General features: G+C 66.1%; 29 protein-coding genes, 1 tRNA gene and 1 other RNA gene. 11 read left to right on the plus strand and 20 right to left on the minus strand.

The features are described from left to right. Positions 1-10: 10 nt before the first annotated feature. The 4 genes from JHL17_RS10765 to pdeM form a co-directional block, all read right to left on the minus strand. Positions 11-1,213 (minus strand): GTP-binding protein, encoded by a 1,203-nt coding sequence (locus tag JHL17_RS10765; RefSeq protein ID WP_200192883.1) that lies wholly within the window; start codon positions 1,211-1,213, stop codon positions 11-13. Further along, positions 1,183-1,653: a Fur family transcriptional regulator gene (locus tag JHL17_RS10770; RefSeq protein WP_200192885.1), complete on the minus strand. Its 471-nt coding sequence runs from the start codon at positions 1,651-1,653 to the stop codon at positions 1,183-1,185. The genes JHL17_RS10765 and JHL17_RS10770 overlap by 31 nt, the downstream gene beginning before the upstream one ends. A 288-nt stretch (positions 1,654-1,941) precedes the next feature. Continuing rightward, positions 1,942-3,411, minus strand: a complete 1,470-nt coding sequence (locus tag JHL17_RS10775; protein WP_200192887.1) for a cryptochrome/photolyase family protein — start codon at positions 3,409-3,411, stop codon at positions 1,942-1,944. A gap of 67 nt (positions 3,412-3,478) precedes the next feature. Next, positions 3,479-4,216 (minus strand): ligase-associated DNA damage response endonuclease PdeM, encoded by a 738-nt coding sequence (gene pdeM, locus JHL17_RS10780; RefSeq protein ID WP_200192889.1) that lies wholly within the window; start codon positions 4,214-4,216, stop codon positions 3,479-3,481. A 124-nt stretch (positions 4,217-4,340) separates the two neighbouring features. Here pdeM and JHL17_RS10785 point away from each other — a divergent pair, with 124 nt between their 5' ends. Next, a complete protein-coding gene (locus tag JHL17_RS10785; RefSeq protein WP_200192891.1) occupies positions 4,341-4,724 on the plus strand; it encodes a 2Fe-2S iron-sulfur cluster-binding protein in 384 nt (127 codons plus the stop codon). A gap of 23 nt (positions 4,725-4,747) precedes the next feature. Here JHL17_RS10785 and JHL17_RS10790 read toward each other — a convergent pair whose 3' ends face one another. The 3 genes from JHL17_RS10790 to rpsU all read right to left on the minus strand — a co-directional run bounded on the left by JHL17_RS10790 (position 4,748) and on the right by rpsU (position 8,701). Beyond that, the gene (locus JHL17_RS10790) at positions 4,748-7,249 is read right to left on the minus strand and encodes a ligase-associated DNA damage response DEXH box helicase (protein ID WP_200192893.1); all 2,502 of its coding nucleotides are present in this window, start codon (positions 7,247-7,249) and stop codon (positions 4,748-4,750) included. Positions 7,250-7,460: 211 nt separating this feature from the next. Further along, entirely contained in the window at positions 7,461-8,291 is an 831-nt protein-coding gene (panB, locus tag JHL17_RS10795; RefSeq protein ID WP_200192895.1) for a 3-methyl-2-oxobutanoate hydroxymethyltransferase, read from the minus strand. Between the two features lie 206 nt (positions 8,292-8,497). Then, on the minus strand, positions 8,498-8,701 hold the full coding sequence (gene rpsU / locus JHL17_RS10800; protein WP_012974546.1) for a 30S ribosomal protein S21: 204 nt from the start codon (positions 8,699-8,701) through the stop codon (positions 8,498-8,500). Positions 8,702-8,894: 193 nt separating this feature from the next. Between rpsU and def the strand changes: the two genes are divergently transcribed. Beyond that, positions 8,895-9,446, plus strand: a complete 552-nt coding sequence (gene def, locus JHL17_RS10805; protein ID WP_200192896.1) for a peptide deformylase — start codon at positions 8,895-8,897, stop codon at positions 9,444-9,446. A gap of 24 nt (positions 9,447-9,470) precedes the next feature. Continuing rightward, positions 9,471-10,166: a COQ9 family protein gene (locus tag JHL17_RS10810; RefSeq protein ID WP_200192898.1), complete on the plus strand. Its 696-nt coding sequence runs from the start codon at positions 9,471-9,473 to the stop codon at positions 10,164-10,166. Between the two features lie 168 nt (positions 10,167-10,334). Here JHL17_RS10810 and JHL17_RS10815 read toward each other — a convergent pair whose 3' ends face one another. The 3 genes from JHL17_RS10815 to ssrA all read right to left on the minus strand — a co-directional run bounded on the left by JHL17_RS10815 (position 10,335) and on the right by ssrA (position 11,644). Beyond that, entirely contained in the window at positions 10,335-10,697 is a 363-nt protein-coding gene (locus tag JHL17_RS10815) for a TfoX/Sxy family protein (protein ID WP_200192900.1), read from the minus strand. Positions 10,698-10,708: 11 nt separating this feature from the next. Continuing rightward, entirely contained in the window at positions 10,709-11,206 is a 498-nt protein-coding gene (locus tag JHL17_RS10820; RefSeq protein WP_200192902.1) for an SspB family protein, read from the minus strand. A gap of 77 nt (positions 11,207-11,283) precedes the next feature. After that, positions 11,284-11,644, minus strand: a transfer-messenger RNA (tmRNA) gene (ssrA, locus tag JHL17_RS10825). Between the two features lie 120 nt (positions 11,645-11,764). On the opposite strand from ssrA, the gene thyX reads away from it, so the two are divergent. Further along, entirely contained in the window at positions 11,765-12,706 is a 942-nt protein-coding gene (gene thyX, locus JHL17_RS10830) for an FAD-dependent thymidylate synthase (RefSeq protein ID WP_200192904.1), read from the plus strand. A gap of 16 nt (positions 12,707-12,722) precedes the next feature. Beyond that, positions 12,723-13,157 carry a tetratricopeptide repeat protein gene (locus tag JHL17_RS10835; protein ID WP_200192906.1) on the plus strand — a complete coding sequence of 145 codons (435 nt, stop codon included), beginning with the start codon at positions 12,723-12,725 and terminating at the stop codon, positions 13,155-13,157. Between the two features lie 53 nt (positions 13,158-13,210). On the opposite strand, the gene ruvX is transcribed toward JHL17_RS10835, so the two are convergent. Then, entirely contained in the window at positions 13,211-13,756 is a 546-nt protein-coding gene (gene ruvX, locus JHL17_RS10840; protein ID WP_200192908.1) for a Holliday junction resolvase RuvX, read from the minus strand. A gap of 103 nt (positions 13,757-13,859) precedes the next feature. Between ruvX and JHL17_RS10845 the strand changes: the two genes are divergently transcribed. The 4 genes from JHL17_RS10845 (at position 13,860) to gatA (ending at position 16,687) form a co-directional block, all read left to right on the plus strand. Continuing rightward, on the plus strand, positions 13,860-14,375 hold the full coding sequence (locus tag JHL17_RS10845) for a GNAT family N-acetyltransferase (RefSeq protein WP_247893448.1): 516 nt from the start codon (positions 13,860-13,862) through the stop codon (positions 14,373-14,375). A 137-nt stretch (positions 14,376-14,512) separates the two neighbouring features. Beyond that, positions 14,513-14,830, plus strand: coding sequence for a hypothetical protein (locus JHL17_RS10850; RefSeq protein WP_200192912.1), 318 nt, complete (start codon positions 14,513-14,515; stop codon positions 14,828-14,830). An 88-nt stretch (positions 14,831-14,918) separates the two neighbouring features. Next, positions 14,919-15,206 (plus strand): Asp-tRNA(Asn)/Glu-tRNA(Gln) amidotransferase subunit GatC, encoded by a 288-nt coding sequence (gatC, locus tag JHL17_RS10855; RefSeq protein ID WP_042691134.1) that lies wholly within the window; start codon positions 14,919-14,921, stop codon positions 15,204-15,206. Beyond that, positions 15,206-16,687, plus strand: coding sequence for an Asp-tRNA(Asn)/Glu-tRNA(Gln) amidotransferase subunit GatA (gene gatA, locus JHL17_RS10860; RefSeq protein ID WP_200192914.1), 1,482 nt, complete (start codon positions 15,206-15,208; stop codon positions 16,685-16,687). The genes gatC and gatA overlap by 1 nt, the downstream gene beginning before the upstream one ends. A 78-nt stretch (positions 16,688-16,765) precedes the next feature. On the opposite strand, the gene JHL17_RS10865 is transcribed toward gatA, so the two are convergent. Both JHL17_RS10865 and JHL17_RS10870 read right to left on the minus strand, forming a co-directional pair. Further along, positions 16,766-16,966, minus strand: coding sequence for a hypothetical protein (locus tag JHL17_RS10865; RefSeq protein ID WP_200192916.1), 201 nt, complete (start codon positions 16,964-16,966; stop codon positions 16,766-16,768). A gap of 76 nt (positions 16,967-17,042) precedes the next feature. Further along, positions 17,043-17,237: a hypothetical protein gene (locus tag JHL17_RS10870; RefSeq protein WP_200192918.1), complete on the minus strand. Its 195-nt coding sequence runs from the start codon at positions 17,235-17,237 to the stop codon at positions 17,043-17,045. Positions 17,238-17,398: 161 nt separating this feature from the next. On the opposite strand from JHL17_RS10870, the gene JHL17_RS10875 reads away from it, so the two are divergent. Beyond that, entirely contained in the window at positions 17,399-17,641 is a 243-nt protein-coding gene (locus JHL17_RS10875; protein ID WP_200192920.1) for a hypothetical protein, read from the plus strand. Between the two features lie 22 nt (positions 17,642-17,663). Here the strand turns inward: JHL17_RS10875 and JHL17_RS10880 are convergent, their stop codons facing one another. The 7 genes from JHL17_RS10880 to JHL17_RS10910 all read right to left on the minus strand — a co-directional run bounded on the left by JHL17_RS10880 (position 17,664) and on the right by JHL17_RS10910 (position 25,039). Continuing rightward, the gene (locus tag JHL17_RS10880) at positions 17,664-18,143 is read right to left on the minus strand and encodes a hypothetical protein (protein WP_200192922.1); all 480 of its coding nucleotides are present in this window, start codon (positions 18,141-18,143) and stop codon (positions 17,664-17,666) included. A gap of 131 nt (positions 18,144-18,274) precedes the next feature. Beyond that, the gene (locus tag JHL17_RS10885; protein WP_200192924.1) at positions 18,275-19,282 is read right to left on the minus strand and encodes a hypothetical protein; all 1,008 of its coding nucleotides are present in this window, start codon (positions 19,280-19,282) and stop codon (positions 18,275-18,277) included. A 79-nt stretch (positions 19,283-19,361) separates the two neighbouring features. Then, the gene (locus JHL17_RS10890) at positions 19,362-20,867 is read right to left on the minus strand and encodes a hypothetical protein (RefSeq protein WP_200192926.1); all 1,506 of its coding nucleotides are present in this window, start codon (positions 20,865-20,867) and stop codon (positions 19,362-19,364) included. Between the two features lie 6 nt (positions 20,868-20,873). Further along, positions 20,874-21,248 (minus strand): hypothetical protein, encoded by a 375-nt coding sequence (locus tag JHL17_RS10895; protein ID WP_200192928.1) that lies wholly within the window; start codon positions 21,246-21,248, stop codon positions 20,874-20,876. Positions 21,249-21,681: 433 nt separating this feature from the next. Then, positions 21,682-22,989, minus strand: coding sequence for a hypothetical protein (locus JHL17_RS10900; RefSeq protein WP_200192930.1), 1,308 nt, complete (start codon positions 22,987-22,989; stop codon positions 21,682-21,684). An 8-nt stretch (positions 22,990-22,997) separates the two neighbouring features. Continuing rightward, entirely contained in the window at positions 22,998-24,407 is a 1,410-nt protein-coding gene (gene glnA, locus JHL17_RS10905; RefSeq protein ID WP_200192932.1) for a type I glutamate--ammonia ligase, read from the minus strand. Between the two features lie 293 nt (positions 24,408-24,700). Further along, positions 24,701-25,039 carry a P-II family nitrogen regulator gene (locus JHL17_RS10910; RefSeq protein WP_012974531.1) on the minus strand — a complete coding sequence of 113 codons (339 nt, stop codon included), beginning with the start codon at positions 25,037-25,039 and terminating at the stop codon, positions 24,701-24,703. Positions 25,040-25,418: 379 nt separating this feature from the next. Between JHL17_RS10910 and JHL17_RS10915 the strand changes: the two genes are divergently transcribed. Then, positions 25,419-25,494, plus strand: a tRNA-His gene (locus tag JHL17_RS10915). Positions 25,495-25,502: the final 8 nt, after the last annotated feature.

Raw genomic sequence — 25,502 nt, forward strand, 5'->3', positions numbered from 1 at the left:
GCCGTTCATCTCACCCCTCGGTCTTTCCCTCTCCCCAGACCAACCCGTTGAACAGCGGCTCGATCACCGGCTGGCCGACGTCGCGGGTGATGAAGACCAGCTTGGTGCGATGGTCGTCGCTGGGCCAGTCCTCCAGCCGGACCGGCGGGTGGAACATGTGCTGGACGCCGTGGACCACCACCGGCAGTTCGCTTTCCTGCACGTTCAGCAGGCCCTTCACCCGCAGCAGGTTCTCGCCCGCCTGGGCGATCAGCGCCTCCATGAAGTCGACGAAGCCGTTCCAGGGAATCGGCCGGTCGATCACCATGCAGAAGGCGCGGATGTGGTCGTCATGGCGGTTGGCGTCGCGGTGATGGTGATGGCCGTCGTCGTGGTCATGGCCGCAGCCGGGGCCGCAATGGTCGCCATGGTCGTGATCGTGGCCGTGGTGGTCGTGATGCTCATGCCCATGGTCATGCCCGTGATCGTGATGCCCGTGCGCCTTGGCCTGTTCGTCGCGATAGGCCTCCTCGCGCAGCCAGCGGGCGACGTCGGGGCTCTTGGTTTCCGGATTGTACAGCCCGGCGTCGAACAGCTTGGCCGGATCGATCTCGCCATGGGCGGCGGGGATCATCGGCGCGGCCGGGTTGATGGCGGCGAGGCGCTGCATCAGGGCGGCGGTGGCGGCCGGGGTGGCGACGTCGGTCTTGGTCAGCACGATGCGGTCGGCCACGGCGGCCTGCTTCACGCTTTCCGGCTGGCGGTCGAGCTGGAGCGAGCCGTGCGCCGCGTCGACCGTGGCGATGACGCCGTCGAGGCGGAAGCGGGCGGCCAGCAGCGGGTCGGACATCAGCGTGTGGATGATCGGGGCGGGGTCGGCCAAGCCGGTCGTCTCCACCACCACGCGGTCGAAATCGGGGATCTCGCCCTTCACCCGTTTCAGGAACAGGTCGCGCAGCGTGTCGACCAGATCGCCGCGGATGGTGCAGCACAGGCAGCCGCTGTCCATCAGCACCATGTTCTCCGACGCCTTGGCGACCAGCAGATGGTCGAGTCCGACCTCGCCGAACTCGTTGATGACGATGGCGGTGCGCGCCATCGCCGGGTTGCGCAGCAATGCCTGCAGCAGCGTGGTCTTGCCGCTGCCGAGGAAGCCGGTCAGCACCGAGACGGGAAGGCGGGCGGGAGGGGCGGCGGGTGCGCTCAACGGGGAGTCTCCTGACAGGATTTGCACAGGCCGCGCACCTCGACGGTGGGGCGCTGGACACGGAAGCCGCGCTCGGCCGCCGCGGCGGTGATGGCGGTGCCGACGCCGGGATCGTCGATCTCGGCGGCGTCGCCGCAGGCCTCGCAGACCAGGAACTGGCCGGAATGGACATTTCCGGGCGCGGCGCAGCCGACATAGGCGTTCAGCGATTCGATACGGTGGACCAGCCCCTGTTCGACCAGGAACTCCAGCGCGCGGTAGACGGTCAGCGGGGCCGCCGCCTTGCCGTCCTGCTGGCTGAGATCCTCCAGGATCGCATAGGCGCCGCGCGGCCGGTGGCTGGACCACACCAGCTCCAGCACGCGGCGGCGGAGCGCGGTCAGCCGCGCGCCCCGTTCGGCGCACAGCGCGTCCGCACGGGTGAGGGCATCGGCGATGCAGTGCGTGTGGTCGTGGAGCGAAGACATGGGTGTTACTTTATAACGCTTCGGCCGCCGATGCAACGCGGCACGGAAAAAGCGGCCCCGGGGGTGCCGGGGCCGCCTTGCCGAGTGGCGGTTGTTCTTTTTGGGGCCGGGCCTTTTGTAAGGCCGGGACGTCCGTCGACTGCGGGGGAGCGGTCTTGCGTCCTTATGGCTCTGACCCGAGAGAGGCTGGACGGGACAGGGCGGCCGCACCGGGCCGCCGAAGGCAGACTAGCGGCCGGGCATGACCGTTTGCGGGCGTGCCGGTGACTCTTCGATGAAGATCGCCGATCACGATTCGGCTTCGGCTTTTCCCTTCCGCTCCCTGTAATGGGCCAGCGCGCGGTCGCGGGCGACGGCATGGTCGAGAAACGGGCGCGGATAGTCGTCGCCCAGCCGGACGCCGGCCTGTCGCAGCACCTCCGTCGGGGCGGCCCAGGGCTGGTGGATCCAGCGCGGCGGCAGCCGGTCCAGCTCGGGCACGTAACGGCGGACGTAATCGCCCTGGGGATCGAACTTTTCACCCTGAAGAATCGGGTTGAAGACCCGGAAGAAGGGGGCGGCATCGGCACCGCAGCCAGCCACCCACTGCCAGTTGCCGGCATTCTGGGCGAGGTCGGCATCGACCAGCGTGTCCCAGAACCAGCGCTCCCCCTCCTGCCAGGGCAGCAGCAGGTCCTTGATCAGGAAGGAGGCGGTGATCATCCGCACCCGGTTGTGCATCCAGCCCGTCTGCCAGAGCTGGCGCATGCCGGCATCGACGATGGGATAGCCGGTGCGCCCGCGCTGCCAGGCCCGCAGGCCGGCCGGATCCTCGCGCCAGGGGAAATCGGCGAAGCGGCGGTCGAGCGGAGTGTCGGGCAATTCCGGCGCATGGTGCAGCAGATGATGCTGGAACTCGCGCCAGCCGATCTCGCGCAGGAAGGCGTCGATGCCGGGCGCCAGTTCCGGCCGGGCATCGGCGGCATGGCGGGCGGCATGCCAGACCTGCCGGGGGCCGATCTCCCCGAAGGCCAGGCGGGGCGACAGGGCGGAGGTGCCGTCATGGTCCGGCCGGTCGCGTTCCGTCGCATAGGCGCCGACCGGCCCGTCGAGGAAATCGGCCAGATGGGACAGCGCCGCTGCCTCCCCCGGAACCCAGCGCCTGCGCAGCCCCGCCGCCCAGTCGGGCTTGGCCGGCAACAGGCCCCAACGGTCCAGCGCGTCGCTGGCCGGTGCGGTCCGCGGCGCCTTCAGGGCGGAGGGCGCGCGGGTCGGCATCGGCGGGTCCAGCGTCGCCGACAGATGGCGCCAGAAAGGAGTGAAGACCTTGAAGGGGCCGCCGCTTTTCTTCTCGACGGTCCAGGGTTCGGCCAGCAGGCCGGCGTTGAAGCTGCGCGCATCGACTCCGCGCGCCTTCAGCCGCTCCTCGACCGCGGCGTCGCGTGCGCTCCAGGTCGGCGCATAGCGCCGGTTCCACAGCACGCAGTCCGCTCCGGTCTCCGCCACCAGCGCGTCGATCACGGCGCCCGGCTCGCCCCGCCGCAGCACCAGCGGCGAGCCGAGGTGGGCGCAGCGGGCGGCGAGCCGCTCCAGGCTGCCGTGCAGCCACCAGCGCTGCGCCCCGCCGAGCGCCCAGGGAGTGGCGTCCTCGTCCTCCAGGACATAGAGCGGGATGACCGGGGCGCCGCGTTCAGCCGAGGCCTGGGCGGCGGCGGTCAGCGCCGGGTTGTCGGCGAGGCGCAGGTCGTTGCGGAACCAGACGATGATGGGGGCTGACATGCGCGGCGCTCGGTTGGTCGTCTCCGGACCCACCGATATAGGCCGCGCTCACGCTGCGGCCAGCGGCTCAGCGGGCGCGGTCCGGCGACAGGCGGGCGCAGGGGAAACGGTAGATCCGGCCGCGGACGGTCATCAGCACCTCGAAGGCCGGGCCCAGCAGCCCGTCGAAGGCGGTGTCCAGCACGTTCAGCCCGCCGGTGAAACTACCGAAGGCCGGCAGGATCAGCTTGGCGCCGTCCTGGGCGAAGCAGCGCTCGCGCACCCGCCGTCCGGCCAGCGCCAAGGCCGCGGCCGGGTGGAGGTGCCCCGAAAGTTCGCCGACCGCGCCGGGCTGCGCCTCGTGCCGGAAGGTCAGGGGACCGACGGACAGCTCCGCCGCCACCCGGCCGCCGAAGCCCTGCGGCGGTTCGGGGTCGTGGTTGCCGGTGATCCACACCCAGTCGGCGGTGGCGGCGGTCAGTGCGCGCAGCCGCTCGACGTCGGCCCCATCCATCCGTTCCGCCGCACGGCGGTCGTGGAAACTGTCGCCCAGGCACAGCACCCGTGCCGGCCGGTAGCGCCCGATCAGTTCGGCCAGCCGGTCCAGCGTCGCCCGCGTGTCGTAGGGCGGCAGCATCCGGCCGCGCGCGGCGAAGGCGGAGCCCTTCTCCAGATGCAGGTCGGCGACCGCCAGGATGCCCTCTGCCGGCCACAGCAGCGCGCCCGATGGATCGGCCAGCAGCTCGGCGCCGCGGAAAGTCAGGGCGGCCCGTCTGTCATCGCCCTGACAGGCAGAGCCGTTGGCTTGGGAGGAAGCTGACAACATTCGTTTACCGGCGATCATCGGAAAGGGCCAATAACCATGTAAATTTTGCGGGCATGATGTTTGCAGCCGGATGGGCCGCCGCCGTGGAGGCATGGCGGATGACAACCATACCCGGAGGATACCCATGGCCACAGTGACGTTCACCGGCCTGACCATGCCCAAGGACATGACCGTCTACGCGGTCGCCGGCGATACCGGCACTCTGCTGGCGCTGGCGAAAAAGCACGACATCCCGATCCCGTTCCAGTGCCAGGACGGCGAGTGCGGGTCCTGCCTCGTCAAGGTGACTTATCTCGACGGGAAGACTCCGATGGCCATCGATCTGACCGAAAAGGAGAAAGTTACCCTGTCCGTCAACGGCAAGCTGAACAGGGACCTGTTGGAGGCGGCCGAGAACGCCCACCGCCCGCCGCCCTACCGTCTGGCCTGTCAGTTCATCGTCCGTGACGAGACCATTCTTGTCGAGTTCAGCGGCGAGCCGGGAGTGGAGCCGGAGCTGCGCAAGTAACCTGCGATCGGCATGGGGCGGTGTCACAACGACAACCGCCCCTGCTGCGGGCGTCCCGTTTCCAATTTCGCAGGCCGTGGCGGCGCCAGTTCCGGCATCGCCTCGGCCAGCAGTTCGGCCTCGGCGGCAGCCAGCAGCTCGTCGGTGGCGCTGCCGTCCACCCGCTCGCGGCCGATCTCCAGGATCACCGGCACCGCCAGGGGGGAGATGCGGTCGAGATCCTTGTGGGTGATCCGCCCGCGCACCCGCGCCAGGAAGTCCGACAGGCGGCGGATGTCGGTCAGTCCGCCGGCCGCATCGGCCCGTGTCGCCCGCAGCAGCACATGGCCGGGGTCGTGCTTGCGCAGCACGTCATAGATCAGGTCGGAGGAGAAGGTGACCTGCCGCCCGGTCTTCTCCTGCCCGGGATGGCGGCGATCGATCACCCCGGCGATCAGGGCGACGTTGCGGAAGGTCCGCCGCAGCATCGACGATTCGTCCATCCAGGCTTCCAGATCGTCGCCCAGCATGTCCTGGTCGAACAGCGCGTCCATGTCGGTGGGCGAGCGCAGCGACCAGATCGCCAGCACGTAGTCGGTGGCGACGAAGCCCAGCGGCCCCAGCCCGACCCTTTCCATCCGCCGGGTCAGCAGCATCCCCAGCGTCTGGTGGGCGTTGCGCCCCTCGAAGGCGTAGGCGACGAGGAAGCGCTTGCCGGCCTTGGGGAAGCACTCCACCAGCAGCCCGTCGCGGTTGGGCAGGACGGAGCGGGTGCGCTGCAGCCGCAGCCATTCCTGCACATCCTCGGGCAGCCCGTCCCACTGGCGCGGATCGGCCAGCATGGCGCGCACGCGCTCGGCCAGATGGGTGGTCAGCGGCAGCCGCCCGCCGGCATAGGCGGGCACCTTCGGATCGCCGCTGCCGCCCTTGGCGACCTGCGCCTCCATCTCGCGCACGCCGAGGAATTTCAGCAATTGGCCGGCGAAGAGGAAGGTGTCGCCGGGGGTGAGGCCCTGGATGAAATACTCCTCGACCTCGCCCAGCACCGGGCCGCGGTTCAGGCGGACGCGCAGCAGCGCCTCCTGGGTGATGGTGCCGACATTCATGCGGTACTGGCGTGCCACCGCCGGGCCGGCCACCGCCATCCGCCCGTCCTCGCCCAACTTCAGGCGCTGGAAGCGCTCATAGGCGCCGAGCGCATAGCCGCCGGTGGCGACGAAATCCAGCACGTCGTCGAACTCGTCGCGAGTCATCGCCGCATAGGGGGCGGACGAGACCACCTCCTCATAGAGCGCGTCCGGCAGGAAGGGGGCGGCGCAGGCCATGCCGAGCAGATGCTGGGCCAGCACGTCCAGCCCGCCCGGCCGCGGCGCCTCGCCGTCCAGCGTGTGGTCGTGGACGGCTTCCAGCGCGGCACGGCACTCCAGCACCTCGAAGCGGTTGGCGGGGACCAGCAGGGCGCGGCTGGGTTCGTCCAGCCGGTGGTTGGCGCGGCCGATGCGCTGGACCAGCCGGCTCGATCCCTTGGGCGCGCCGATCTGGACCACGAGGTCGACCGCCGCCCAGTCGATGCCGAGATCCAGCGAGGAGGTGGCGACCACCGCCCGCAGCTCGCCGCGCGCCATGGCGCCTTCGACCTTGCGGCGCTGCTCCACTGCCAGCGAGCCGTGGTGCAGCGCGATGGGCAGGTTGTCGTCGTTGACCCGCCACAGCGCTTGGAACACCAGTTCGGCCTGCGCGCGGGTGTTGACGAACAGCAGGGTGGTGCGCTGGCGGCGGACTCGCTCGTAGATCTCCTTCATGGCATGCATCGCCATATGCCCGGCCCAGGGCACCCGTTCCTGCGAGGTCAGGATCTCGACTTCCGCCTGGGCGCCGGAACGGCCGAGGACGAGGCGCACGTCGTCGGAGTCCGTTCCCTCATGCCGGCCGCGGCGCGACAGCCAGGCCAGCAGCCGCTCCGGCTCCGCCACCGTGGCGGACAGCCCGACCCGGCGGGCGGCGGGGGCGAGGCGTGACAGCCGCGCCAGCCCGAGCGCCAGCAGGTCGCCGCGCTTGGTGCCGGCCAGCGCGTGAAGCTCGTCGATGATGACGCAGCGCAAGGATCGGAACAGCCTGTCGGCGTCGGTGTAGGACAGCAGCAGCGCCAGGCTTTCCGGCGTCGTCATCAGCATGTGCGGCGGATGGGTGCGCTGGCGCCTGCGCTTGGCCTCCGGCGTGTCGCCGGTGCGGGTCTCCGCCCGGATCGGCAGCCGCATCTCGGCGATCGGCTGTTCCAGGTTGCGCTGGATATCGACAGCCAGCGCCTTCAACGGAGAGATATAGAGGGTGTGCAGCCCCTCGCGCGGCCGCTCGGCCAGTTCGATCAGCGAGGGCAGGAAGCCGGCCAGCGTCTTGCCGCCGCCGGTCGGCGCGATCAGCAGCGCGCTTTCCCCGCGCTCGGCGGCCTCGACCATGGCGACCTGATGCGGGTGCGGCGCCCAGCCGCGCGACCGGAACCAAGCGGCGACGTTGGGCGGTATCAGGGCGGGGGAGGGGGCTTCCATGGCGACCGGACTGTAGCGGATCGCCTGGAACGGAGGAAGAACGAACTGCGCGGAAAGTCTCCCTCTCCCGCCCCGGGAGAGGGAAGGAGCCCATGCGTAGCATGGGAAGGGTGAGGGGTCGGGCACGAAGCCATGCGGTTCGGGGCCTTGGTCTACCCCTCACCCTCCCCACTTCGTGGGTCCCCTCCCTCTCCCAGGGCGGGAGAGGGCGTTAAACGGCCGCCTTCTTCATCCCGAAGCAATGCTCCGGCCCGGGGAAGGCACGGGTCCGCACCTCGGCGGCATAGGCGGCGGCGGCCTCGCCGACCGTCTCGCCCAGATTGGCGTAGCGCTTGACGAATTTCGGCTGGAAGGCGCCGAACAGGCCCAGCATGTCGTCGGTGACCAGCACCTGCCCGTCGCAGGCCGGCGAACCGCCGATGCCGATGGTGGGGATCGCCACCTCCTCGGTGATGCGGCGGGCAAGCTGCTCCATCGTGCCCTCGATCACCAGGGTGAAGGCGCCGGCCTCGGCGATTGCGCGGGCATCGGCGGCGATCCGTTCGGCGGCTTCGGCATCGCGGCCGACCGCCTTGTAGCCGCCGAGCGTGTTCACGGATTGCGGCGTCAGCCCGACATGGCCCATCACCGGGATGCCGCGGGCGGTCAGGAAGGCCACCGTTTCCGCCATCTCCATTCCGCCTTCCAGCTTGACCGCCTGGGCGCCGGTCTCCGCCATCACCCGGGCCGAGGCGCGGAAGGCCGTCTCCTTGCTCTCCTGGTAGCTGCCGAAGGGCAGGTCGACGACGACGCACGCGCGTTCCGACGCGCGCACCACGGCGGCGCCATGGGCGATCATCATGTCCAGCGTCACCGGCAGCGTGCTGTCCAACCCATAGACCACCATGCCCAGCGAGTCGCCGACCAGCAGGACATCGACATGCGGATCGAGCAGCCGGGCGACCGGAGCGGTGTAGGCGGTCAGGCAGACGATCGGCTCGCCCCCCTTGCGGGCTCGCAAGGCCGGGACCGAGTGGCGGGCAGTGAGGTTGGAAGCGCTCATGATCGTGCCTTTCCGGTACCGGGCCGCGGCGTTTCGGCTCGCTGGCCGTTCAATACGCTTGCCCGACGCACAATCGGGCCGAGCAGAATGACGCAGATACACCAAAACCGCCCACGCGAATTTCGCGGGACGGTCGGGTGCAAGACACAAGGGGTCTTGGGCGCGCGTCACACGCGCCCTTCGCAGCCGCTAAGCGCGACCGACGATTAGTAGCCCTCGCGTTCCATCCGCTTGCGGAGCAGCTTGCGGGTGCGACGCACCGCTTCAGCCTTCTCACGCGCACGCTTCTCCGAGGGCTTCTCGTAGTTGCGACGCAGCTTCATTTCACGGAAAATGCCCTCGCGCTGCATCTTCTTCTTGAGCGCGCGGAGGGCCTGATCGACGTTGTTATCTCGGACCAGAACTTGCACGTTTACCGTCACCCTTCCAAGTGAAGCATGTTGCGCAAAGGCAACAAATAGGCATGCGCGGCGGGCGCACCCCTTGTGTGGGCGCAGTGTGTAGCATGCTCCACCGCCTTTGTGAAGGGGAGTCTTGTCCACAAGCATGAACCGGGCAGGAAGGCGGTTGCTCCGGCCCCGTCCACACTCCAGATATAGCGGCATGCCAGTGCTTCCAATCGCCCGAATGGGCAATCCCGTGCTCCGCGAGATCGCGGAGCCCATCGCCGATCCGACCGACCCGGCCGTCGCCCGGCTGGCCGCCGACATGATCGCGACCATGCTGGACGCGCCCGGAGTCGGTCTCGCCGCGCCGCAGATTTCGGAGTCGCGCCGGATCATCGTCTTCCGCGTCCCCGCCGACCGCGGCGAGGGGGAGGAGGTGGCGAACACCGTCCTGGTCAATCCGGAGATCGAACCGCTGTCCCATGACAAGGTCCTGGGCTGGGAGGGCTGCCTGTCGATTCCCGGCCTCCGCGGCCTGGTGCCGCGCTATGCGCGCATCCGCTACCGCGGCTATGGGCTGGACGGCGCCCGGATCGACCGCGAGGCGTCGGGGTTTCACGCCCGCGTGGTCCAGCACGAGGTCGACCACCTGGACGGCGTGCTCTATCTTGATCGCATGGACGATCTGCGGCTCCTCGTCTGCACCGAGGAGATGCATCATCTCAACGCCGCGCTGGCCGCGGCCAAGGACGCGCCGTCCCGGGACTGACGGGGCGCGCGGGGAGAGTGAGCGATGACCATCGATACGCTTCGCGACGAGATCCTGGTGGCGAGCCTGCCCAACGTCGTCTTCGACGGCTGGAGCCTGCAGTCCTTGCGCGACGGCACCCAGATGGCGGGACATGAGCCGTCGGCCCTGCTGCGCGCCTTCCCGGGCGGCGTCACCGATGCGGTGGAGCATTTCGCCGATTGGGCCGACCGCCAGATGCTCGACCGGCTGGAAGCCCAGCCGTTGGCGGAGATGAAGGTGCGCGAGCGCATCTCCCTCGCCGTCCGCACCTATTTCGAGGTGCTGGAGCCCTACCGCGAGGCCAAGCGTCGCCAGCTCTCCTATCTGGCCCTGCCGCAGAACGTGGCGCTCGGCCTGCGGCTGCTGTACCGCACGGTGGATGCCATGTGGTTCGCCGCCGGCGACACCTCCACCGACCACAACCACTATACCAAGCGGGCGCTGCTGGCCGCGGTGGTCAGTTCCTCCACCTTCTACTGGCTGGACGACAAGTCGGACGGCCATGCCGAGACCCGCGCCTTCATCGACCGCCGGCTGGCCGACGTGATGGCCGTGGGCAAGGCGACCTCGTCGGTCGGAAAGATCGGTTCGATGCTGAACTTCCTCCCCAACCCCCTGCGCTTCGCCCGCCAACTGCGCCAGCGCAGCGCCGGCGCCCAGGCGAGCAACGCGACCATCCACATGGCCGAGAATATCTGAGGGGGTCGAGAAATTCCCTCTCCCGCCCCGGGAGAGGGAAGGGGCCCATGCGGAGCATGGGAAGGGTGAGGGTTTAGACGAGGATCAAGATCCATGTTCGGATAGCCCCTCACCCTCCCCACGCCTTCGGCGCGGGTCCCCTCCCTCTCCCGGGGCGGGAGAGGGCGCTTACCTCCGCTTCGACTTCGCGGCTTTCTTCGCCGCCGCCCGCAAGGCCGCATCGAACCCCGAGCGGGCCCAGACCAGCAGGTCGTCGCGGTCGTCCAGCGCCGAGTCGGGAGGCGGGTAGTAGGAGAGGGTGGTCGGTTTGTCCGGCATCGGCCGGAAGGGCTCCAGGCCCAGCTCGGCGAAGGACGGGCGATTCCCGTCATCCGCCTTGAAATACAGCGTGTCGTCGGCGACCAGCGCGAAGGTCAGGCCGTCGATGGACAGGCCGTAGCCGCCGAACATGCGGCGCGCCCGCACGTCACCCAGCGGCGCCATCATCTCGCAGAGCGTGGCGACATATTCGCTGGGCGGCCGGGCAGGCATCCGTACCGAGGTTACTTCTTGCGGAAGGCGTCCAGCGCCACGACCTCGCCGCGCTTCGGCTCCTCGGCCGGGGCGCTTTCCTCCGCCTTCTCCTCGGCGCGCTCGGCGGCGGGACGGGGCGGCATGGCCGAGACCTCCGCCGATTCGGCGGCGGCCAGGGGCTGGAACTGCAGAGCGAAATTCACCGACGGGTCGGCGAAGGTGGTGATGGCGGCGAAGGGGATCACCAGCCGCTCATGCACGTTGTTGAAGCTCAGCGTGACCTCGAAATGATCGTCCGTGATGTCCAGCCCGTAATACTGGAACTGCAGGACGATGGTCATCTCGTTCGGATACTGGGACGACAGGTATTCCGGGATCTCGACGCCGGGGAAACCGGTGCGGAAGGTCAGGTAGAAATGGTGATTGCCCGGCAAGCCGCGCTCGGCAACCTCGGTCAGCGCATCGCGGACAACGCCGCGCAAAGCGGTCTCGACCATCCGGTCATAGCGGAGCTGCTCTTTCGGCATGCTTGGGCGGGTCCCTGATAACGCGATCGGTCTTACGTCCCGCCGCGGCCAGGGCCGGCACGAAACGCTGGGAAAGAGGTGTGGGCCTTCTGTTGCTAGGCGGCCCACGGCCCCACCCTTAGGCGCTAACCCTCGGGGATTAGGTTTAGGCTACCAGCCGCCGTTAGGCAGCGAGGCGAGCCTGAGCAACGTTGTCGTTGGCAACTATTGCAACGGCCCGATAACGGCGGAACCATGCCGAGCGAAAACCATGCCTTTACCACGCGTGTCGATCCTGTTTCGCCCCCAACGACCCCGGTCAACGAGTCCGGTGTATGGTTGGTGGAGGCGCCGGGTACCGCCCCCGGGTCCACAACGCTTATTCCACAAGGCGTTTATCGCCATAGTCGGCGAACCGACGACGCGAATATAGGCACTCCCGTCGGGCAAGGGAAGGGGGTGTGTGATATCATCGCCGAATGCGTTGCGATGACGCGGGCGGGCCGGGTGCCAGAAAGGCGTCTTGCACCCTTGTGCCGCACTGCTTAAGAGTCCGGCCGTTGCAGCCCCGGAGTCACCATGCCGATCACGCCCGAGCAGCGCGACGAAATCGATCGCCTGCGCGCCGTCACCGCCACCACCCGCCGCGCCACCGTCCCGGCCCTGGAGGACATCCTCTATCAGCCGCTGGAGGTGCTGGACCACGGCTTCGTCCGCGTCGTCGACTATATGGGCGACGATGCGGCGGTCGTGCAGGCGGCGCGCGTGTCCTATGGCAAGGGCACCAAGAAGGTCAGCGAGGATTCCGGCCTCATCAAGTATCTGATGCGCCACCGCCACTCGACCCCGTTCGAGATGTGCGAGATCAAGTTCCATGTGAAGCTGCCGATCTTCGTCGCCCGCCAGTGGATTCGCCACCGCACCGCGAACGTGAACGAATATTCGGCCCGCTACTCCATCCTCGACCGGGAATTCTACGTGCCGGCGCCGCAACAGCTGGGCGCCCAGGCCGTGGTGAACCGCCAGGGCCGCGGCGACGTGCTGGAGGGCGAGGAGGCGGCCGACGTCATGCGGCTGCTGCGCGAGGATTCCGAACGCGCCTATGATCATTACGAGGAGATGCTGAACCACCGCGAGGACGGCACGGTCATCGACCCCACCCGCCAGGGCTTGGCGCGCGAGCTGGCGCGGATGAACCTGTCGTTGAACTACTACACGCAGTGGTATTGGAAGGTCGACCTCCACAACCTTCTCCATTTCCTGTCGCTACGCGCCGACGCCCATGCCCAGTACGAAATCCGCGTCTATGCCGACGCGATGCTGGACGTGGTCAAGCGCTGGGTCCCGGCGGTCTACGAGTCCTTCACCGAATACCGCATGGGCGGCGCCCATCTGTCGCGCACCGGCCTGGACGTGGTGAAGCGCCTGCTGGCCGGCGAGCCGGTCACCCAGGAGGCGAGCGGCCTGTCGAAGCGCGAATGGCGCGAGCTGATGGACCAGCTCGGCCGCAGCGATTCGTAAGACCGGATTGCAGACGATGACGCCGGATCAGGCCGAAAGCATCTACCGCCAAGGCCTGATCGCCGCGCAGGCCGGCCGCTGGACCGAGGCGCGGGAGGCGATCGCCCAGGCCATCACCGCCCGGCCGGGCGTTCCCGTCTGGTGGGCCACCTATGGGCTGGTGCTGGAAAGCCAGGGCGATCTGCCGGGGGCGGTGCAGGCCTTCGCCGGGGCGCTGAACCTCGACGGCGATCTCGCCATGGCCATGGACGGCCTGCTGGCGGCGGCGGAGACGCTGACCGATGCCGGGCGGACCGATCTGGCGGAGGGGTGCTACTGCCGCGCGCTGGCGCTCACCCCGGACACGCCGGCCGCTCTGGCCAAGGCCAGCGTCCTGCTGCGCGCGCAGGGACTGGATCCGTCGAAGCTGCTCCGCCGCGCCGCGGTGCTTCGACCGGACCGCTATGCCTGACTGGATGGGCCGCCTGATTGGAAGGCCCGACTGAACGGCGGCCGCGACCGGATTCAGTCCCGGTCGTCCTCTTCGTCGTCTTCGTTCCGCTCGTCCTCTTCCGCTTGCGCGGCAAGGCGGCGCTGGTTCGCCAGCATGTCGAGCGCGCCCTGCAGGATGTAGGCGGCGGCCATCTTGTCCACCACCTCGTCGCGGCGCTTGCGGGTCATGTCGGCCTCGCCGATCATGAAGCGCTCGACGGCCGAGGTGGACAGCCGTTCGTCCCAGAAGGCGATCTCCGCCTCCCAGCCCAGCAGGTCGGAGCGTTCCAGCAGGTTGTTGGCGAAGGCGCGCACCGACTCGGCGCGCGGCCCTTCCGTCCCGTCCATGTTGAGCGGCAGTCCGACCACCAGCCCGCCGATGCCGTAATCGCGGATGGTCTTGCCGAGCTCGCGCGCATCCTGGGTGAACTTGGTGCGCTTCAGCGTGCCGATCGGGGATGCGACGATCAGCCCCGGATCGGCGACCGCCAGCCCGACGGTCTTGGTGCCGACGTCAAGGCCAAGCAAACGTTGGTTTTTGCCCAGCCGGGCCGCGAGTTCGGAGAGGGTGTGGATCATGGCCCGACCATAGAACCGCGGCCTTGTCACCGCAAGGTCGCTTGAGTTGATGCGCGAGATACTTATTCTTCTAAGCATGAGCAGCGCAACGTCACACACAGCCTTGTCGAACCGGCCGCTCGCCGACGCCGACATCCCTGCCATCTGCGGCTTTCCCCGCAACGCGGAGGAGCTGTATTTCCTGTTCCCGCGCGCCGTCTGGCCCCTGACCCCGGATCAGGTGCGGGCGACGCTGGGCGTCCGCCGCGATCCGACCGTGGTCACCCTGACCGTGGATGGGCGGGAACGGGTGGTCGGTTACGCCAACTATGCCACCTTCGAGGACGGGTTCACCGCCAGCATCGGCAATGTCAGCGTCGACCCCACCCTGCGCCGCCGGGGCATCGCCGAATATCTGGTGCGGACGATGATCGACCGCGCCTTCGGCCGGCATCACCTGCCCGAACTGACGCTCTACTGCTTCAACACCAACACGCCGGCCCTGCTGCTCTATGCCAAGCTCGGCATGGTGCCGGTCGCGCTGGAGACGCGGGTGACACCCTGGGGCGAGCCGATCGCGCTGTTCAAGCTGCGGGTGGGCCGTGCCGACTGGAACGCGGACTCGTCGATCGCCGCCTGACCATCCGGCTTTCCAATGCCGGCTTTCCAATGCCCGCTTTTTAATGATCGGGCCACCGGTGGGCGGTGTATACTCCGTCCCTGCGGGCGACGCCCCGACAGGGCGGACGACCAGGTCGGATCAAGGGGAGCAGGCGGATGAGCAGGACGATGACGGTTGCAAACCGGCGTGCGGTGCTGGCCGGGCTGGCCGCCGGCGGTGCCGGCCTGTTCGTGGCCGGCGGGGCGAAGGCCATCACCGCGCAATCCAGTTCGGATTACGGCGCCATGCTGGACGCGGCCTGCGGTGCCGGCGCCGACCACAAGCGCCAGATCGCCGCGGTGGAGAGGACGCTCGGCGCGGTGCTGCCCGATGCGCGGGTGGTCGAAGTGCTGCAGCGGACCCAATGCCCGTCCTGCGGATGCCCGCTGGCGCTGACCGCCGGGCTCGTCAAGGGCGATCCCGGCGCCTTCTGAGCGGGGCGGCGGCCGCAATCGTTGCGGTGGGCGTGCGCGGGTGCTAGCTTCGCGGCCGATTTCCAATGTTTTGGAAGAGAGTAGAGGCATGTCGCTCGACAAGGCCACGGTGGCCAAGATCGCGCATCTGGCCCGCATCAAGGTGCCGGACGAGGAACTGGAATCCCTGGCCGGGGAACTGAGCCAGATTCTGACCTTCGTGGAACAGCTCAACGAGGTCGACACGAAGGACGTGCCGCCGATGACCAGCGTCGCCGCGCAGAAGCTGCGCCGGCGCAAGGACGAGGTCACCGACGGCGGTTACGCCGCCCAGGTCCTGTCGAACGGTCCGGAAACGGCCGAAGGCTTCTTCGTCGTGCCCAAGGTGGTCGAGTGATGACGGCGCTCACGCAGCTGACGATGGCGGAGGCCCTGGACGGCCTCGCCAAGAAGGAGTTCACCGCGGTCGAACTGACCGAGGCGCATGTGCGCGCGGTCGAGGCCGTGCGCCCCTTCAACATCTTCATCACCGAGACCCCCGACGCCGCGCTGTCGATGGCCAAGGCCAGCGACGAGCGCCGCGCGAAGGGAGAGGCCGGGCCGATGGACGGCCTGCCCATCGCGGTGAAGGACCTGTTCTGCACCAAGGGCGTCGCCACCACTGCCGGCAGCCGCATCCTCGACGGCTTCACGCCGGAGTATGAATCCACGGTGACCTCCCAGCTGTGGCGCGACGGCGCCGTCATGCTGGGCAAGGTGAACCTGGACGAATTCGCCATGGGCTCGGCCACCATCACCGCCCACCAGGGCGAGACGGTCAGCCCCTGGAGCCCCGGCGCGCCGGGCGCCTGGGAGAGGAAGATCGTCGCCGGCGGTTCGTCGGGCGGCTCCGCCGCGGTGATCGCCGCGCGCGCCGCGCTGGGCGCCACCGGCACCGACACCGGCGGCTCGATCCGCCAGCCGGCCGGCTACACCGGCACCGTCGGGATCAAGCCGACCTACGGCCGCTGCTCGCGCTGGGGCATCGTCGCCTACGCTTCCTCGCTGGACCAGGCCGGGCCGATGACCCGCACGGTCGAGGACGCGGCGATCATGCTGCGCTCGATGTGCGGCTTCGACCCGAAGGACTCGACCTCCGTCGACATGGCGGTGCCGGATTTCCGCGCCGCGCTGACCGGCGACATCCGCGGCCTGCGCGTCGGCATTCCGAAGGAATACCGGGCGGAAGGGCTGTCGGCGGAGATCGCCGCGCTGTGGGACCAGGGGATCGCCTGGCTGAAGGAGGCCGGCGCCGAGCCGGTCGAGATCAGCCTGCCGCACACCAAATACGCGCTGGCCGCCTATTACATCATCGCCCCGGCCGAGGCGTCGTCCAACCTCGCGCGCTATGACGGCGTGCGCTACGGCCTGCGGGTCGAGGGCGGCAACCTCAAGGAAATGTACGAGAACACCCGTGGCGCCGGCTTCGGCAAGGAAGTGCAGCGCCGCATCCTGATCGGCACCTATGTGCTGTCGGCCGGCTATTACGACGCCTACTACAACAAGGCCCGCCAGGTGCGCACCCGCATCAAGCAGGACTTCGACGAGGCGTTCAAGAGCTGCGACGTCATCCTGACGCCGACCGCCCCCAGCACGCCCTTCGCCATCGGCGAGAAGATGGACGACCCGGTGCAGATGTACCTGATCGACGTCTTCACCGTTCCGGTCAACCTCGCCGGCCTGCCGGCGATGTCTGTCCCGGCCGGCCTGGGTGCCGACGGGCTGCCGCTCGGCCTGCAGCTGATCGGCCGCCCCTTCGACGAGGAGACGCTGCTGCGCGTCGGCCATGTCGTCGAAAAGGCCGCCAATTTCACCGCGACCCCGCCCTTCATGGGGTGACGCGGCTGGGTTGACAGCGAAAAGGGCCGGCTCGCAGGAGCCGGCCCTTTTCATTGGTGCCAGTGGTGAATGATCGCCTCACGCCCCGCCGATTCCCTGCACATAGGTCTCGCCGGTCTTAGGGTCGATGGTCTCGCCCGTCCCCGGCGTGCCCGGCGGGGCTTCGTCCTTGTCGCTCATCGGCTCGACCGCCGGCTTCACCGGAACGGGCTTGGCCGCGGGGCGGTCCTGGTCAGACCGATCATTCCGCGACGGGTCGGCCCTGTTATCCTCGGTCATGGCGGAAGTCTCCCTCTGTCGGATCGGTTCACCCACACCAACAGGGCTTCGGTCGCTTCGTCACTGTCCAACCGCGCTATTCCGCGGCCTCCAGCGCCACCCGCGCCAGTTCCAGCAGCTTCTTCTCGACCTCCTCCTCGTCATAGCCGGGATTGTCGGCCAGCGAGTCGCGCAGGCGCATGGCGATGAACTCACCGGTGTGGTGCTTCTCGTAGAGGTGGACGTCGCCCAGCGCCTTGGCGACGCGGTGCAGCCGATCACGATCCATCATGCTCTCCCGTCTTGATCACTGCCGTGGCAACAGCCAAGCCGGCGCATCATTCCTGCGCCCGGCCAGACCCATGCGCCGTACTGCACTTGGATGGCGGAACAGGAGGCGGCTTTCCAGCGTCCCTGTTCCTGTCGGCAATCATGGCGATTGGGGGCGAAGGCATGGACCCGGGGCACGATCAACGGCGCGAACTGCTCACCCGCGTACGCCATGTCGTGGAGCATTACGAACGCTACAGCACCGCCGGTCCCGCCATCATGCGCGGGGTACGCTACGACCTCGCGGTGCGGGCGACCGACCTGAATGGCGACGGCTGCCTGTTCCCATCCTGCACCTGCGCCAAGGCCGATTGCGCGGAGCGGGCCGGCTGCGCATCGCCGGATGTCGGGGTATGGCTGAAGTGACGGGGATGGCGTCGGCTGGCGATCAGGACGCGTAGAGCCCCGGCGGTCCGAACCGCGTGGAGCCGTCGCGGACGATGTGCCGGCCGACCGCCTCGCCGACCTCCAGCCGTTCGGGCTGCCAGACGCCGGCCGGCGACTTGCGCAGGCCGATCGACAGCGCGATCGCCGAGCTGCCGTCGGCCGAGCCGAGCCAGCCGGTGAAGACCGCGCTGTCCGGCGAGGCGGCGCGGCGGCCGAGCTTGAGCTCGGTGTGTAGCGAGAACTGATGCGTTCGCGCGAAGGCCTCCAGATCGGCGAGGGTCTGCCGTTCGCGGAAGCCGGCGCTGGTGCGTTCATACGCCGCCCGGTAATCCTGCCGCCGCAGCAGTTCCAGCCATGCGCGGGTGGCGTCGAGCGCCGGGCCGGTCCGGTTGACGGTGTAGAGGATGCCGCCGCCGACCAGCAGGCCACAGAACAGCAGGAAAAGCAGGACCATCGTCTGTAAGGAGAACTGGAAGGACATGAGCAGCGCCCCTAAGCAGGTTTCTCCAGATCGGGCCACAGGCCCGGCCTGGAGAAACCTGCGGACTCTATGGTTTTGCAGGTTTTCCGAGCCCGCCCATGTGTGAGCGGGGCGGAGTTCGGAAAACCTACTTAGCGCCCCAGCGATCCGAGGACGATGCCGAAGGCCCTGCGGTTTCGCGTCCAGACCTGGAAATGGTCCACCCGGTCGGGGGTGACGAGGAAGACCACCACATAGCGGTCCTTGTCTTCGAGGACCGCCAGCCAGATCTCCTGCGGCAGGTCGGCGCTGGTGTGCGCCTCGAACACCTGGAGGAAGCCGCCGGTGAACGGGGTTCCCTCCAGGCTGATTCCGGTGTTGGCGATCAGGCGGGACACCTGCAGCCCATCCCTGGCGAGGGCGTCCAGCGTCGTCTGGACCTGGAGTTCCATGTCGGTCGGCAGCTCGCGGGAGACGGTCTTGACCCGCATCCAGCCGGTGAGGGCATCCGCGACGGTCAAGGTCAGGTCGATCCCGGCGATCCCCTGCGGCGCCCTCGCCGGAATCGCGGTCCAATGCGGTGGGCAGGAGAATGGGACCGTGCCGGCCGACAACGTGACCCAGGGCTCGACGCCGGGATGGCTCGGCGGCTTGGCCGGCTTGAAGGAGGCGACGGCGACCCCGAAGCTTTCCGCCAGCGCCTGGTACCGCTCCGCCGGGGCGAAGCCGAAGATCATGAACAGCCGGTCGTCGACGACCCGGGCGGCCAGCCTTCCGGTGAATTCGACGTCCGAGATCGAGAAGTCGCACAGGGAATCGGCGAACACCGGCGACAGCTCGCGCATTGCCCGAGGCCGGTAGCCGGCCTGGATCATGTAGAACCGGAGCCAATGCTCGGCGGAAAGATCGTATTCCAGCCGGACCGCCTGCACCTGCAGATAGGCACCGCCGTCCGGTTCGGCGAGCAGGACCAGCGGCTTCATCGTGGTAACGGTCAGGTCCGGCGTCTCCGCGGTCGCCGCATCCACCCGCCAGCCGTTCGGCACCAGCAGGCGCAGGGCGAGGTCGGGGTTCTCATAGGGGACGGCGTCGTACCAGAGGAACAGCCGACTGATCTCCTGCGGCGAAAAGGCGCGGCCCGTCGGCAGAGTGTCGGTCATGTCCCCGTTCCAGCTTGGTGTTTGAGAGTTGGCCTGAGTTCGGCCCGAAGTCCGGCCGGCCGCCGCACGGCGGCGCCGGCTAATCCAGGATCAACCCAAAGGTCGCGGAAAGTCCAGCCATCGGACCGGCGCCGAGCTTGGCGCCGACGTCGACGCTCGCCTTCTTCAGGTTTACCTCGGCATTCGCCTTGGCGGCCGCACCGATGCCCGCCTCCAGCCCGCCGCCGACGAAAATACCCTTGGTGGTGTATTTGTTGGACGGCAGCTCCTTCCATTCCGGCTTGAAGGCGCCGACCACCTTGCCCAGCGTGTTGGCGTAGACGGTGCGCGGCGTGATGTTGATCTGCCCGCCGACGGCGCCCTTGACCAGATTCGCCTCGGCGCCGACCTCGGCCTTCGCGCCGACGAAATCGGCCGACCTGACCATGGCGAAGGTGCCGCCGGCCTTGGCCGAGATGGCTTCGATCTGTCCGGAGACCTCCGCCCCTTCCCCGAACTTGTGTTTCCCCTGCGCGGTGGCGACCGCCACCTGCTTCTCGGCGACGACGCCGAGGATGTCGCGGTTGTTCTCGAAGTCGTGTTCATAGCCGAGTGCCAGGGTGTCGTCGTTCACCCCGACCCGGACGTTGTTGTCGTCCGAACCGTAATAGAGAAGCTCGTTCTCGGTGGTCCGGGCGATTTTCATCTCGGCCTTGGGGGCGACGCCGGGAACGCCGCCCGACTCGCTGCCGTAACCGGAGTAATTGCGCCCGTCATATTCGGCGCCGCGCTTCCCTTCCACCTTCCATTTGCCGTCCGGATTGGCGAGCTTCTTGCTCTCCGAATTCTGCAGCCCCTGGTTATAGCGGGCGCGGACCGCATCCATTCCCTTCTGGGCCGCCGAGCAGGCGACATGGGCGGCGCCGACGGCCTTGTCCTCGGCGGTCTTGGCGGCGGCGCGGAACGCCTGCTTCGCCTTGCCGGCGGCATCCGCCGCCTTGGCCCGCAGGGCATCGGCGGCCTTCTGCGCTTCGGCGCGGGCGCGGTCCATCTCCTGCCGGGCCTGCGTCATCGCCGCCTCGGCGGTCTTCTGCGCCGCCTGATAGGCTTCGCCGGCCTTCTGCCGGGCCGAGTCGACGAACTGCTCGGCCTTCTGCTGGGCGGCGCGCGCCATGCTCGCGGCTTCCTGGCGGGTCCGCTCGGCGATGTCCCGGGCTTGGGACTGGGCGGCGGCAGCCAATTGCCTCGCCTTGTCCTGGGCGGCCGACAAGCCTTGCGCCGCCCGGGCCTGGGCCTGCTTGACCTCGCTCTGCAAGGTCTGGCGTGCGGTTTCCAGCGTCTGGCGCGCCGTGGCTTCGGCCTTCCGGGCCTTGTCGACGATGGCGCCCCCGGCGGCGACCATCTTCTGCTTGATGTGCTCCCGTGCCTTCTCGCCCTGTTCGCCGGCCCATTGGGCGACGCTCTTGGCGGCATCCCGCGCATGGCGGGCGGCTCCGGCCGTTTCGTTCCCGACCCACTCGGCACCGGTGGCCACCGAGGCGGCGGCGGAGCGGGCGGCGTCCGTCGCCTGGGCGAAGGCCGATTTGAAGGCGTCGCCGAAGCCCATGGCGGCTCAACCCCCCATCTTGGACGAGGAGGGAGCCAGCAGCTTGAACATCCGGACCGTCCAGTTCTCCAGCCAGTCGGCCTTTTCGGCCGGCGTGTAGTCGGGCGATGCCAGCATGAAACGGGCCGCGGGAAATTCCGCGTCGAACTCCAGCCCGAGCAGCCACCCGGTCACGATGTAGGCGAGCGCCTGCGGTTCCATCACGAGGCCGTAGCCCAGCGCCTTGTCGGTGAGGACCTCGATGGGACCGTTCAGGTCGCCGTCCGGAACGGCGGCGGCCTCCTCGAAGCGGGAGCGCAGGAGCCTGTCCGCCCGCCCGATGAAATCGGCCTGCGACAGGGCGGACAGATGGGTGATCTGGTCGTCCGTGATGATCAGCATCGACGCGGAAGCCTTCCCCGGGGCGCAATCGGATTGAGCGTAACCGAAAGTTACCGATCTTTAGGAAGATACCGAGCCGGAAGCAATCTAAAATATCGGGTTCCGCCAAAGGGGGAATGGACGTGAGCCGGTAACGCGATGCTGAGTAGGGTGAGATATAATACGAAGAAAGCACCACGGAAAATCCAAGGGTGAGTTTTTTGGAAGATGTAACTTCCTTCCACCATCCATTCTCGGGAGTTGTGAAAATAGAGCTGTATCAAAAAACAACCCAATGAATAAAGTCATCGCATAAAATTAATAAAAATAACTATAATCCAGTTCGTTTTAATCTTTCTAAAATGTGGTTGCTGTATTTTTTTTTGCATAATAGAAAATTCCTAAATATATATTCTACTCAATTATATTTTGTATATATTTTTAAGAATAATCTTTATCTTTTGCCCTCAGTCATTGCGGTAAATTCTTTTATCTCAGTGACGTCACTCCGCTGGAATACGATAATTCCTTTATAGGATACTGAGAAGACGGTTGGCTCAGTTAAGCTTTTACGAGTCACGCAATTCCCCGGGATTTTTTCTGCTTTAATCATAACCGTCGTACTGGTTTGCAAAATGAGGCAGCCTGATAGTAGCTCAGGTTTTATATCTTTATTGTTTTCCTGAAATCGCTTTACCATTATTGTAACTGGAACGCCACCTCCAAAGCCAAGATTCCTTAGAGATGTCGATGTCAATGATATGGCACCAGGAGAATGGGAGAGTAATAGAAAAATACAGAAACAAAACAAAAGAAAAATAAGCTTCGGCGATGTTCCCCATCTGCTAAGCCCGACATGTGATATAGTTGTGGTTAAGAATGTTAAAGATAGCAATACTGATATCTTTATATATTCTGGTATATCTAGTTTATTTAAAAAAACTCCAAAATCATCATATGTTGAAAATAGATACATGACAAAAAAATATATCCAGAAAAGAGAAAATAAATTTGAGAACAGCTTGAACATTATTACGTCAGATACATCTGTGCGCCCTCTTGCTTTAAAACGGACGATTTCGATTGTCGTTGATATTGATAAAACAATAAATATGTTAAAGAAAGCCTCAACCGTTCCGGACTCAAGAAAAGAAAATGGAGCCGTTATCAATAATAAAAACATCGGATAGTAAAGAAGAATATAGGAGGATAAAAATTCTTTCAGAGATCCTTTCCCATTATTGGGGTCGCGAAATAATCCCTGAAAATGAGTTCGAGTGGAGGCGCTTGCAAGAAATTTGGAAAGGGCAGGTAGGGCAAGCCAAAAAGTTATCAAAGTTAATCCAGATGCAAGCATCATCATAAAGACGATCAGCATTATAGCTGTACCAGAGTCGCTGGCTGGAAACGGGGCGCCGACGCTGGATAAATACAGAGAAATTAGAGGGCCCCCAAAGACGGTTGAAGCAACGACAGAAAGTTTAACTATATTCGTCGCTAAGCTCGCCGTATTATTTACTTTCTCTGTTATTTTATCAAACAAGTTTAGCTTCTTGTTTGGTCCAATTTTTCTCAAAGTGGAAACTTCTGGTTTGAATTTCATTCGATATCGCAATACTTGCAGGTTTTGGGAAAAATGACAAAAAGAACAAAGCCTTAGAAGGCAGAAAGACGCAACTTCTGAAATATAAATAGCTTTCCAGATAAAGCCGGACTGCTGATTCGTCAATGAACTGACAAAAATCAACAATCCGGACTTCATCAACTACGTCAGACCGAGTAGTACATCTTGTACTCGATCGGGTGCGGCATGGTCTCGAAGGCCATCATCTCTTCCGTGCGGAGGTCGATGTAGCCGTCGATCATGTCCTGCGTGAAGACGTCGCCCTTGCGCAGGAACTCGTTGTCCTCGCGGAGCGAGTTCAGGGCTTCGCGCAGCGAGCCGCAGACGGTCGGGACCTTGGCCAGCTCTTCCGGCGGCAGGTCGTACAGGTTCTTGTCCATCGCGTCGCCAGGATGGATCTTGTTCTGGATGCCGTCGAGGCCGGCCATCAGCATGGCGGCGAAGGCCAGGTACGGGTTGGCCGACGGATCCGGGAAGCGGACCTCGACGCGCTTGCCCTTCGGCGAGGCGACGTACGGGATGCGGCAGGACGCCGAACGGTTGCGGGCCGAGTAGGCCAGCAGGACCGGGGCCTCATAGCCCGGGACCAGGCGCTTGTAGCTGTTGGTCGACGGGTTGGTGAAGGCGTTCAGCGCCTTGGCGTGCTTGATGATGCCGCCGATGTAGAACAGCGCCAGCTCCGACAGGTCGGCGTACTGGTTGCCGGCGAACAGCGGCTGGCCGTCCTTCCAGATCGACTGGTGGCAGTGCATGCCCGAACCGTTGTCGCCGAAGACCGGCTTCGGCATGAAGGTCGCGGTCTTGCCGTAGGCATGGGCGACGTTGTGCACCACGTACTTGTAGTACTGCATGTTGTCGCCGGTGCGGACCAGCGTGTCGAACTTGATGCCCAGCTCGTGCTGGGCGGCGGCCACCTCGTGGTGGTGCTTCTCGACCGGAACGCCCATCTCGGCCAGGACGCTCAGCATCTCGGCGCGCAGGTCGTTGCAGCTGTCGATCGGGGCGACCGGGAAATAGCCGCCCTTGGTGCCCGGGCGGTGGCCCAGGTTGCCGTCCTCATACTCCTTGCCCGAGGAGTAGGAGCCTTCGTCCGAGGCGAACTCGTAGGACACCTTGTTCATGTCGACGGAGTACTTGACGTCGTCGAACACGAAGAACTCGGCTTCCGGACCGAAGAAGACGGTGTCGCCGATGCCGGCCGACGCGGTGTACTTCTCGGCGGCCTTGGCGATGCCGCGCGGGCAGCGGGCATAGGCGCCGCCGGTGCCCGGATCATAGACGTCGCAGAGGATGTTCAGCGTCGGCTGGGCGGCGAACGGATCCATGACGGCCGTCGTCGGGTCCAGCTTCAGGATCATGTCCGACTCTTCGATGCCCTTCCAGCCGGCGATCGAGGAACCGTCGAACATGATGCCGTCTTCGAACACGTCCTCGTCGATGGTCGAGACGTGCTGGGCCGTGTGGTGCAGCTTGCCGCGCGGGTCGGTGAAGCGCAGGTCCACGTACTTGACGTCGTGTTCCTTGATCAGGTCGAAGACCTTGCTGATGTCGGACATGTCTCTTTTTCCACGCTTTAAGAGGGTTGGATCCCGCTGCGTCAAGCCGCTGCCGCTGCCCCATCGGGGCGTCGGCGGCGGAGGGCGGCGCTCGCGGCGGACGTTATCTCACGCCTTTCTTCCCCAGACAACGCGCCAGCCCAAAAACTCGCACGTTCGCCATAGGCGGCCATCGGCCGTTCGGCGAGGGGTGCGGCCGGGGCCGGCATGAGGGGGCGGGGAAAGCGGCGCATGTTGGCGGGTGCTGGTCGGAAGGGAGCCGTCGGAAGGGCGGAGCCGGGAGCCGGATGCGATCAGATCGCGTCGGCACCCTTTTCGCCGGTGCGGATGCGGACCACTTCCTCCACGGGCGTGACGAAGATCTTGCCGTCGCCGATGCGGCCGGTATGCGCGGCCTGCTGGATCGCCTCGATCGCCCGTTCCACCAGGGAATCCTCCATCACCACCTCGATCTTCACCTTCGGCAGGAAGTCCACGACATATTCCGCGCCGCGGTAAAGCTCGGTGTGGCCCTTCTGGCGGCCGAAGCCCTTGGCTTCGGTGACGGTGATCCCCTTGATCCCGACTTCGTGAAGGGCTTCCTTCACCTCGTCGAGCTTGAACGGCTTGATGATGGCTTCGATCTTCTTCATGGGTCTCTCGTGTACGAGGTGCCAACGCCGGCAGGCACCGTCCACGGCACTGCCGACAGCGACGACGATAAGCATGGAGCGTGCCACATTCGGCCGATCCGATCCGGCGGCATCGACGCTGGTCATAAGACGGTCGGATGCCGTCCGATGGGGCAGGGTGCTGCCGAAGGATTTGGCGGAGTGAACAATATTTGTGCAATTGGCGCAAGCGATCCGCGCAGAACCGGCGCTCCGCAGGGCCGAGGGCGGCCGGGACCGGCCGTAACGGCGGGTGAAACGGACCGCGCAAAGTTTTTTGGCATTCGTGAAAAAAGGCGCTTGACCGGAAGTCCCCAGCTGGAGCATAACGCGGCTCCCGACGGCGGCAACGCTGACGGCGGCGGTGGTAGCTCAGTTGGTAGAGCTCTCGGTTGTGGTCCGAGCGGTCGTGGGTTCGAGTCCCATCCATCGCCCCATCTTCTTC

This window comes from Azospirillum endophyticum, assembly GCF_016595245.1.
GTDB classification, from domain to species: domain Bacteria; phylum Pseudomonadota; class Alphaproteobacteria; order Azospirillales; family Azospirillaceae; genus Azospirillum; species Azospirillum endophyticum.

Bases quoted from the DNA above. Each gene is read 5' to 3' on its own strand.
- JHL17_RS10770 (WP_200192885.1), bottom strand. From the start codon at position 1,653: ATGTCTTCGCTCCACGACCACACGCACTGCATCGCCGATGCCCTCACC.
- JHL17_RS10775 (WP_200192887.1), bottom strand. From the start codon at position 3,411: ATGTCAGCCCCCATCATCGTCTGGTTCCGCAACGACCTGCGCCTCGCC.
- pdeM (WP_200192889.1), bottom strand. From the start codon at position 4,216: ATGTTGTCAGCTTCCTCCCAAGCCAACGGCTCTGCCTGTCAGGGCGAT.
- JHL17_RS10785 (WP_200192891.1), top strand. From the start codon at position 4,341: ATGGCCACAGTGACGTTCACCGGCCTGACCATGCCCAAGGACATGACC.
- JHL17_RS10790 (WP_200192893.1), bottom strand. From the start codon at position 7,249: ATGGAAGCCCCCTCCCCCGCCCTGATACCGCCCAACGTCGCCGCTTGG.
- panB (WP_200192895.1), bottom strand. From the start codon at position 8,291: ATGAGCGCTTCCAACCTCACTGCCCGCCACTCGGTCCCGGCCTTGCGA.
- def (WP_200192896.1), top strand. From the start codon at position 8,895: ATGCCAGTGCTTCCAATCGCCCGAATGGGCAATCCCGTGCTCCGCGAG.
- JHL17_RS10810 (WP_200192898.1), top strand. From the start codon at position 9,471: ATGACCATCGATACGCTTCGCGACGAGATCCTGGTGGCGAGCCTGCCC.
- JHL17_RS10815 (WP_200192900.1), bottom strand. From the start codon at position 10,697: ATGCCTGCCCGGCCGCCCAGCGAATATGTCGCCACGCTCTGCGAGATG.
- JHL17_RS10820 (WP_200192902.1), bottom strand. From the start codon at position 11,206: ATGCCGAAAGAGCAGCTCCGCTATGACCGGATGGTCGAGACCGCTTTG.
- thyX (WP_200192904.1), top strand. From the start codon at position 11,765: ATGCCGATCACGCCCGAGCAGCGCGACGAAATCGATCGCCTGCGCGCC.
- JHL17_RS10835 (WP_200192906.1), top strand. From the start codon at position 12,723: ATGACGCCGGATCAGGCCGAAAGCATCTACCGCCAAGGCCTGATCGCC.
- ruvX (WP_200192908.1), bottom strand. From the start codon at position 13,756: ATGATCCACACCCTCTCCGAACTCGCGGCCCGGCTGGGCAAAAACCAA.
- JHL17_RS10850 (WP_200192912.1), top strand. From the start codon at position 14,513: ATGAGCAGGACGATGACGGTTGCAAACCGGCGTGCGGTGCTGGCCGGG.
- gatC (WP_042691134.1), top strand. From the start codon at position 14,919: ATGTCGCTCGACAAGGCCACGGTGGCCAAGATCGCGCATCTGGCCCGC.
- gatA (WP_200192914.1), top strand. From the start codon at position 15,206: ATGACGGCGCTCACGCAGCTGACGATGGCGGAGGCCCTGGACGGCCTC.
- JHL17_RS10865 (WP_200192916.1), bottom strand. From the start codon at position 16,966: ATGACCGAGGATAACAGGGCCGACCCGTCGCGGAATGATCGGTCTGAC.
- JHL17_RS10870 (WP_200192918.1), bottom strand. From the start codon at position 17,237: ATGATGGATCGTGATCGGCTGCACCGCGTCGCCAAGGCGCTGGGCGAC.
- JHL17_RS10875 (WP_200192920.1), top strand. From the start codon at position 17,399: ATGGACCCGGGGCACGATCAACGGCGCGAACTGCTCACCCGCGTACGC.
- JHL17_RS10880 (WP_200192922.1), bottom strand. From the start codon at position 18,143: ATGTCCTTCCAGTTCTCCTTACAGACGATGGTCCTGCTTTTCCTGCTG.
- JHL17_RS10885 (WP_200192924.1), bottom strand. From the start codon at position 19,282: ATGACCGACACTCTGCCGACGGGCCGCGCCTTTTCGCCGCAGGAGATC.
- JHL17_RS10890 (WP_200192926.1), bottom strand. From the start codon at position 20,867: ATGGGCTTCGGCGACGCCTTCAAATCGGCCTTCGCCCAGGCGACGGAC.
- JHL17_RS10895 (WP_200192928.1), bottom strand. From the start codon at position 21,248: ATGCTGATCATCACGGACGACCAGATCACCCATCTGTCCGCCCTGTCG.
- JHL17_RS10900 (WP_200192930.1), bottom strand. From the start codon at position 22,989: ATGAAGTCCGGATTGTTGATTTTTGTCAGTTCATTGACGAATCAGCAG.
- glnA (WP_200192932.1), bottom strand. From the start codon at position 24,407: ATGTCCGACATCAGCAAGGTCTTCGACCTGATCAAGGAACACGACGTC.
- JHL17_RS10910 (WP_012974531.1), bottom strand. From the start codon at position 25,039: ATGAAGAAGATCGAAGCCATCATCAAGCCGTTCAAGCTCGACGAGGTG.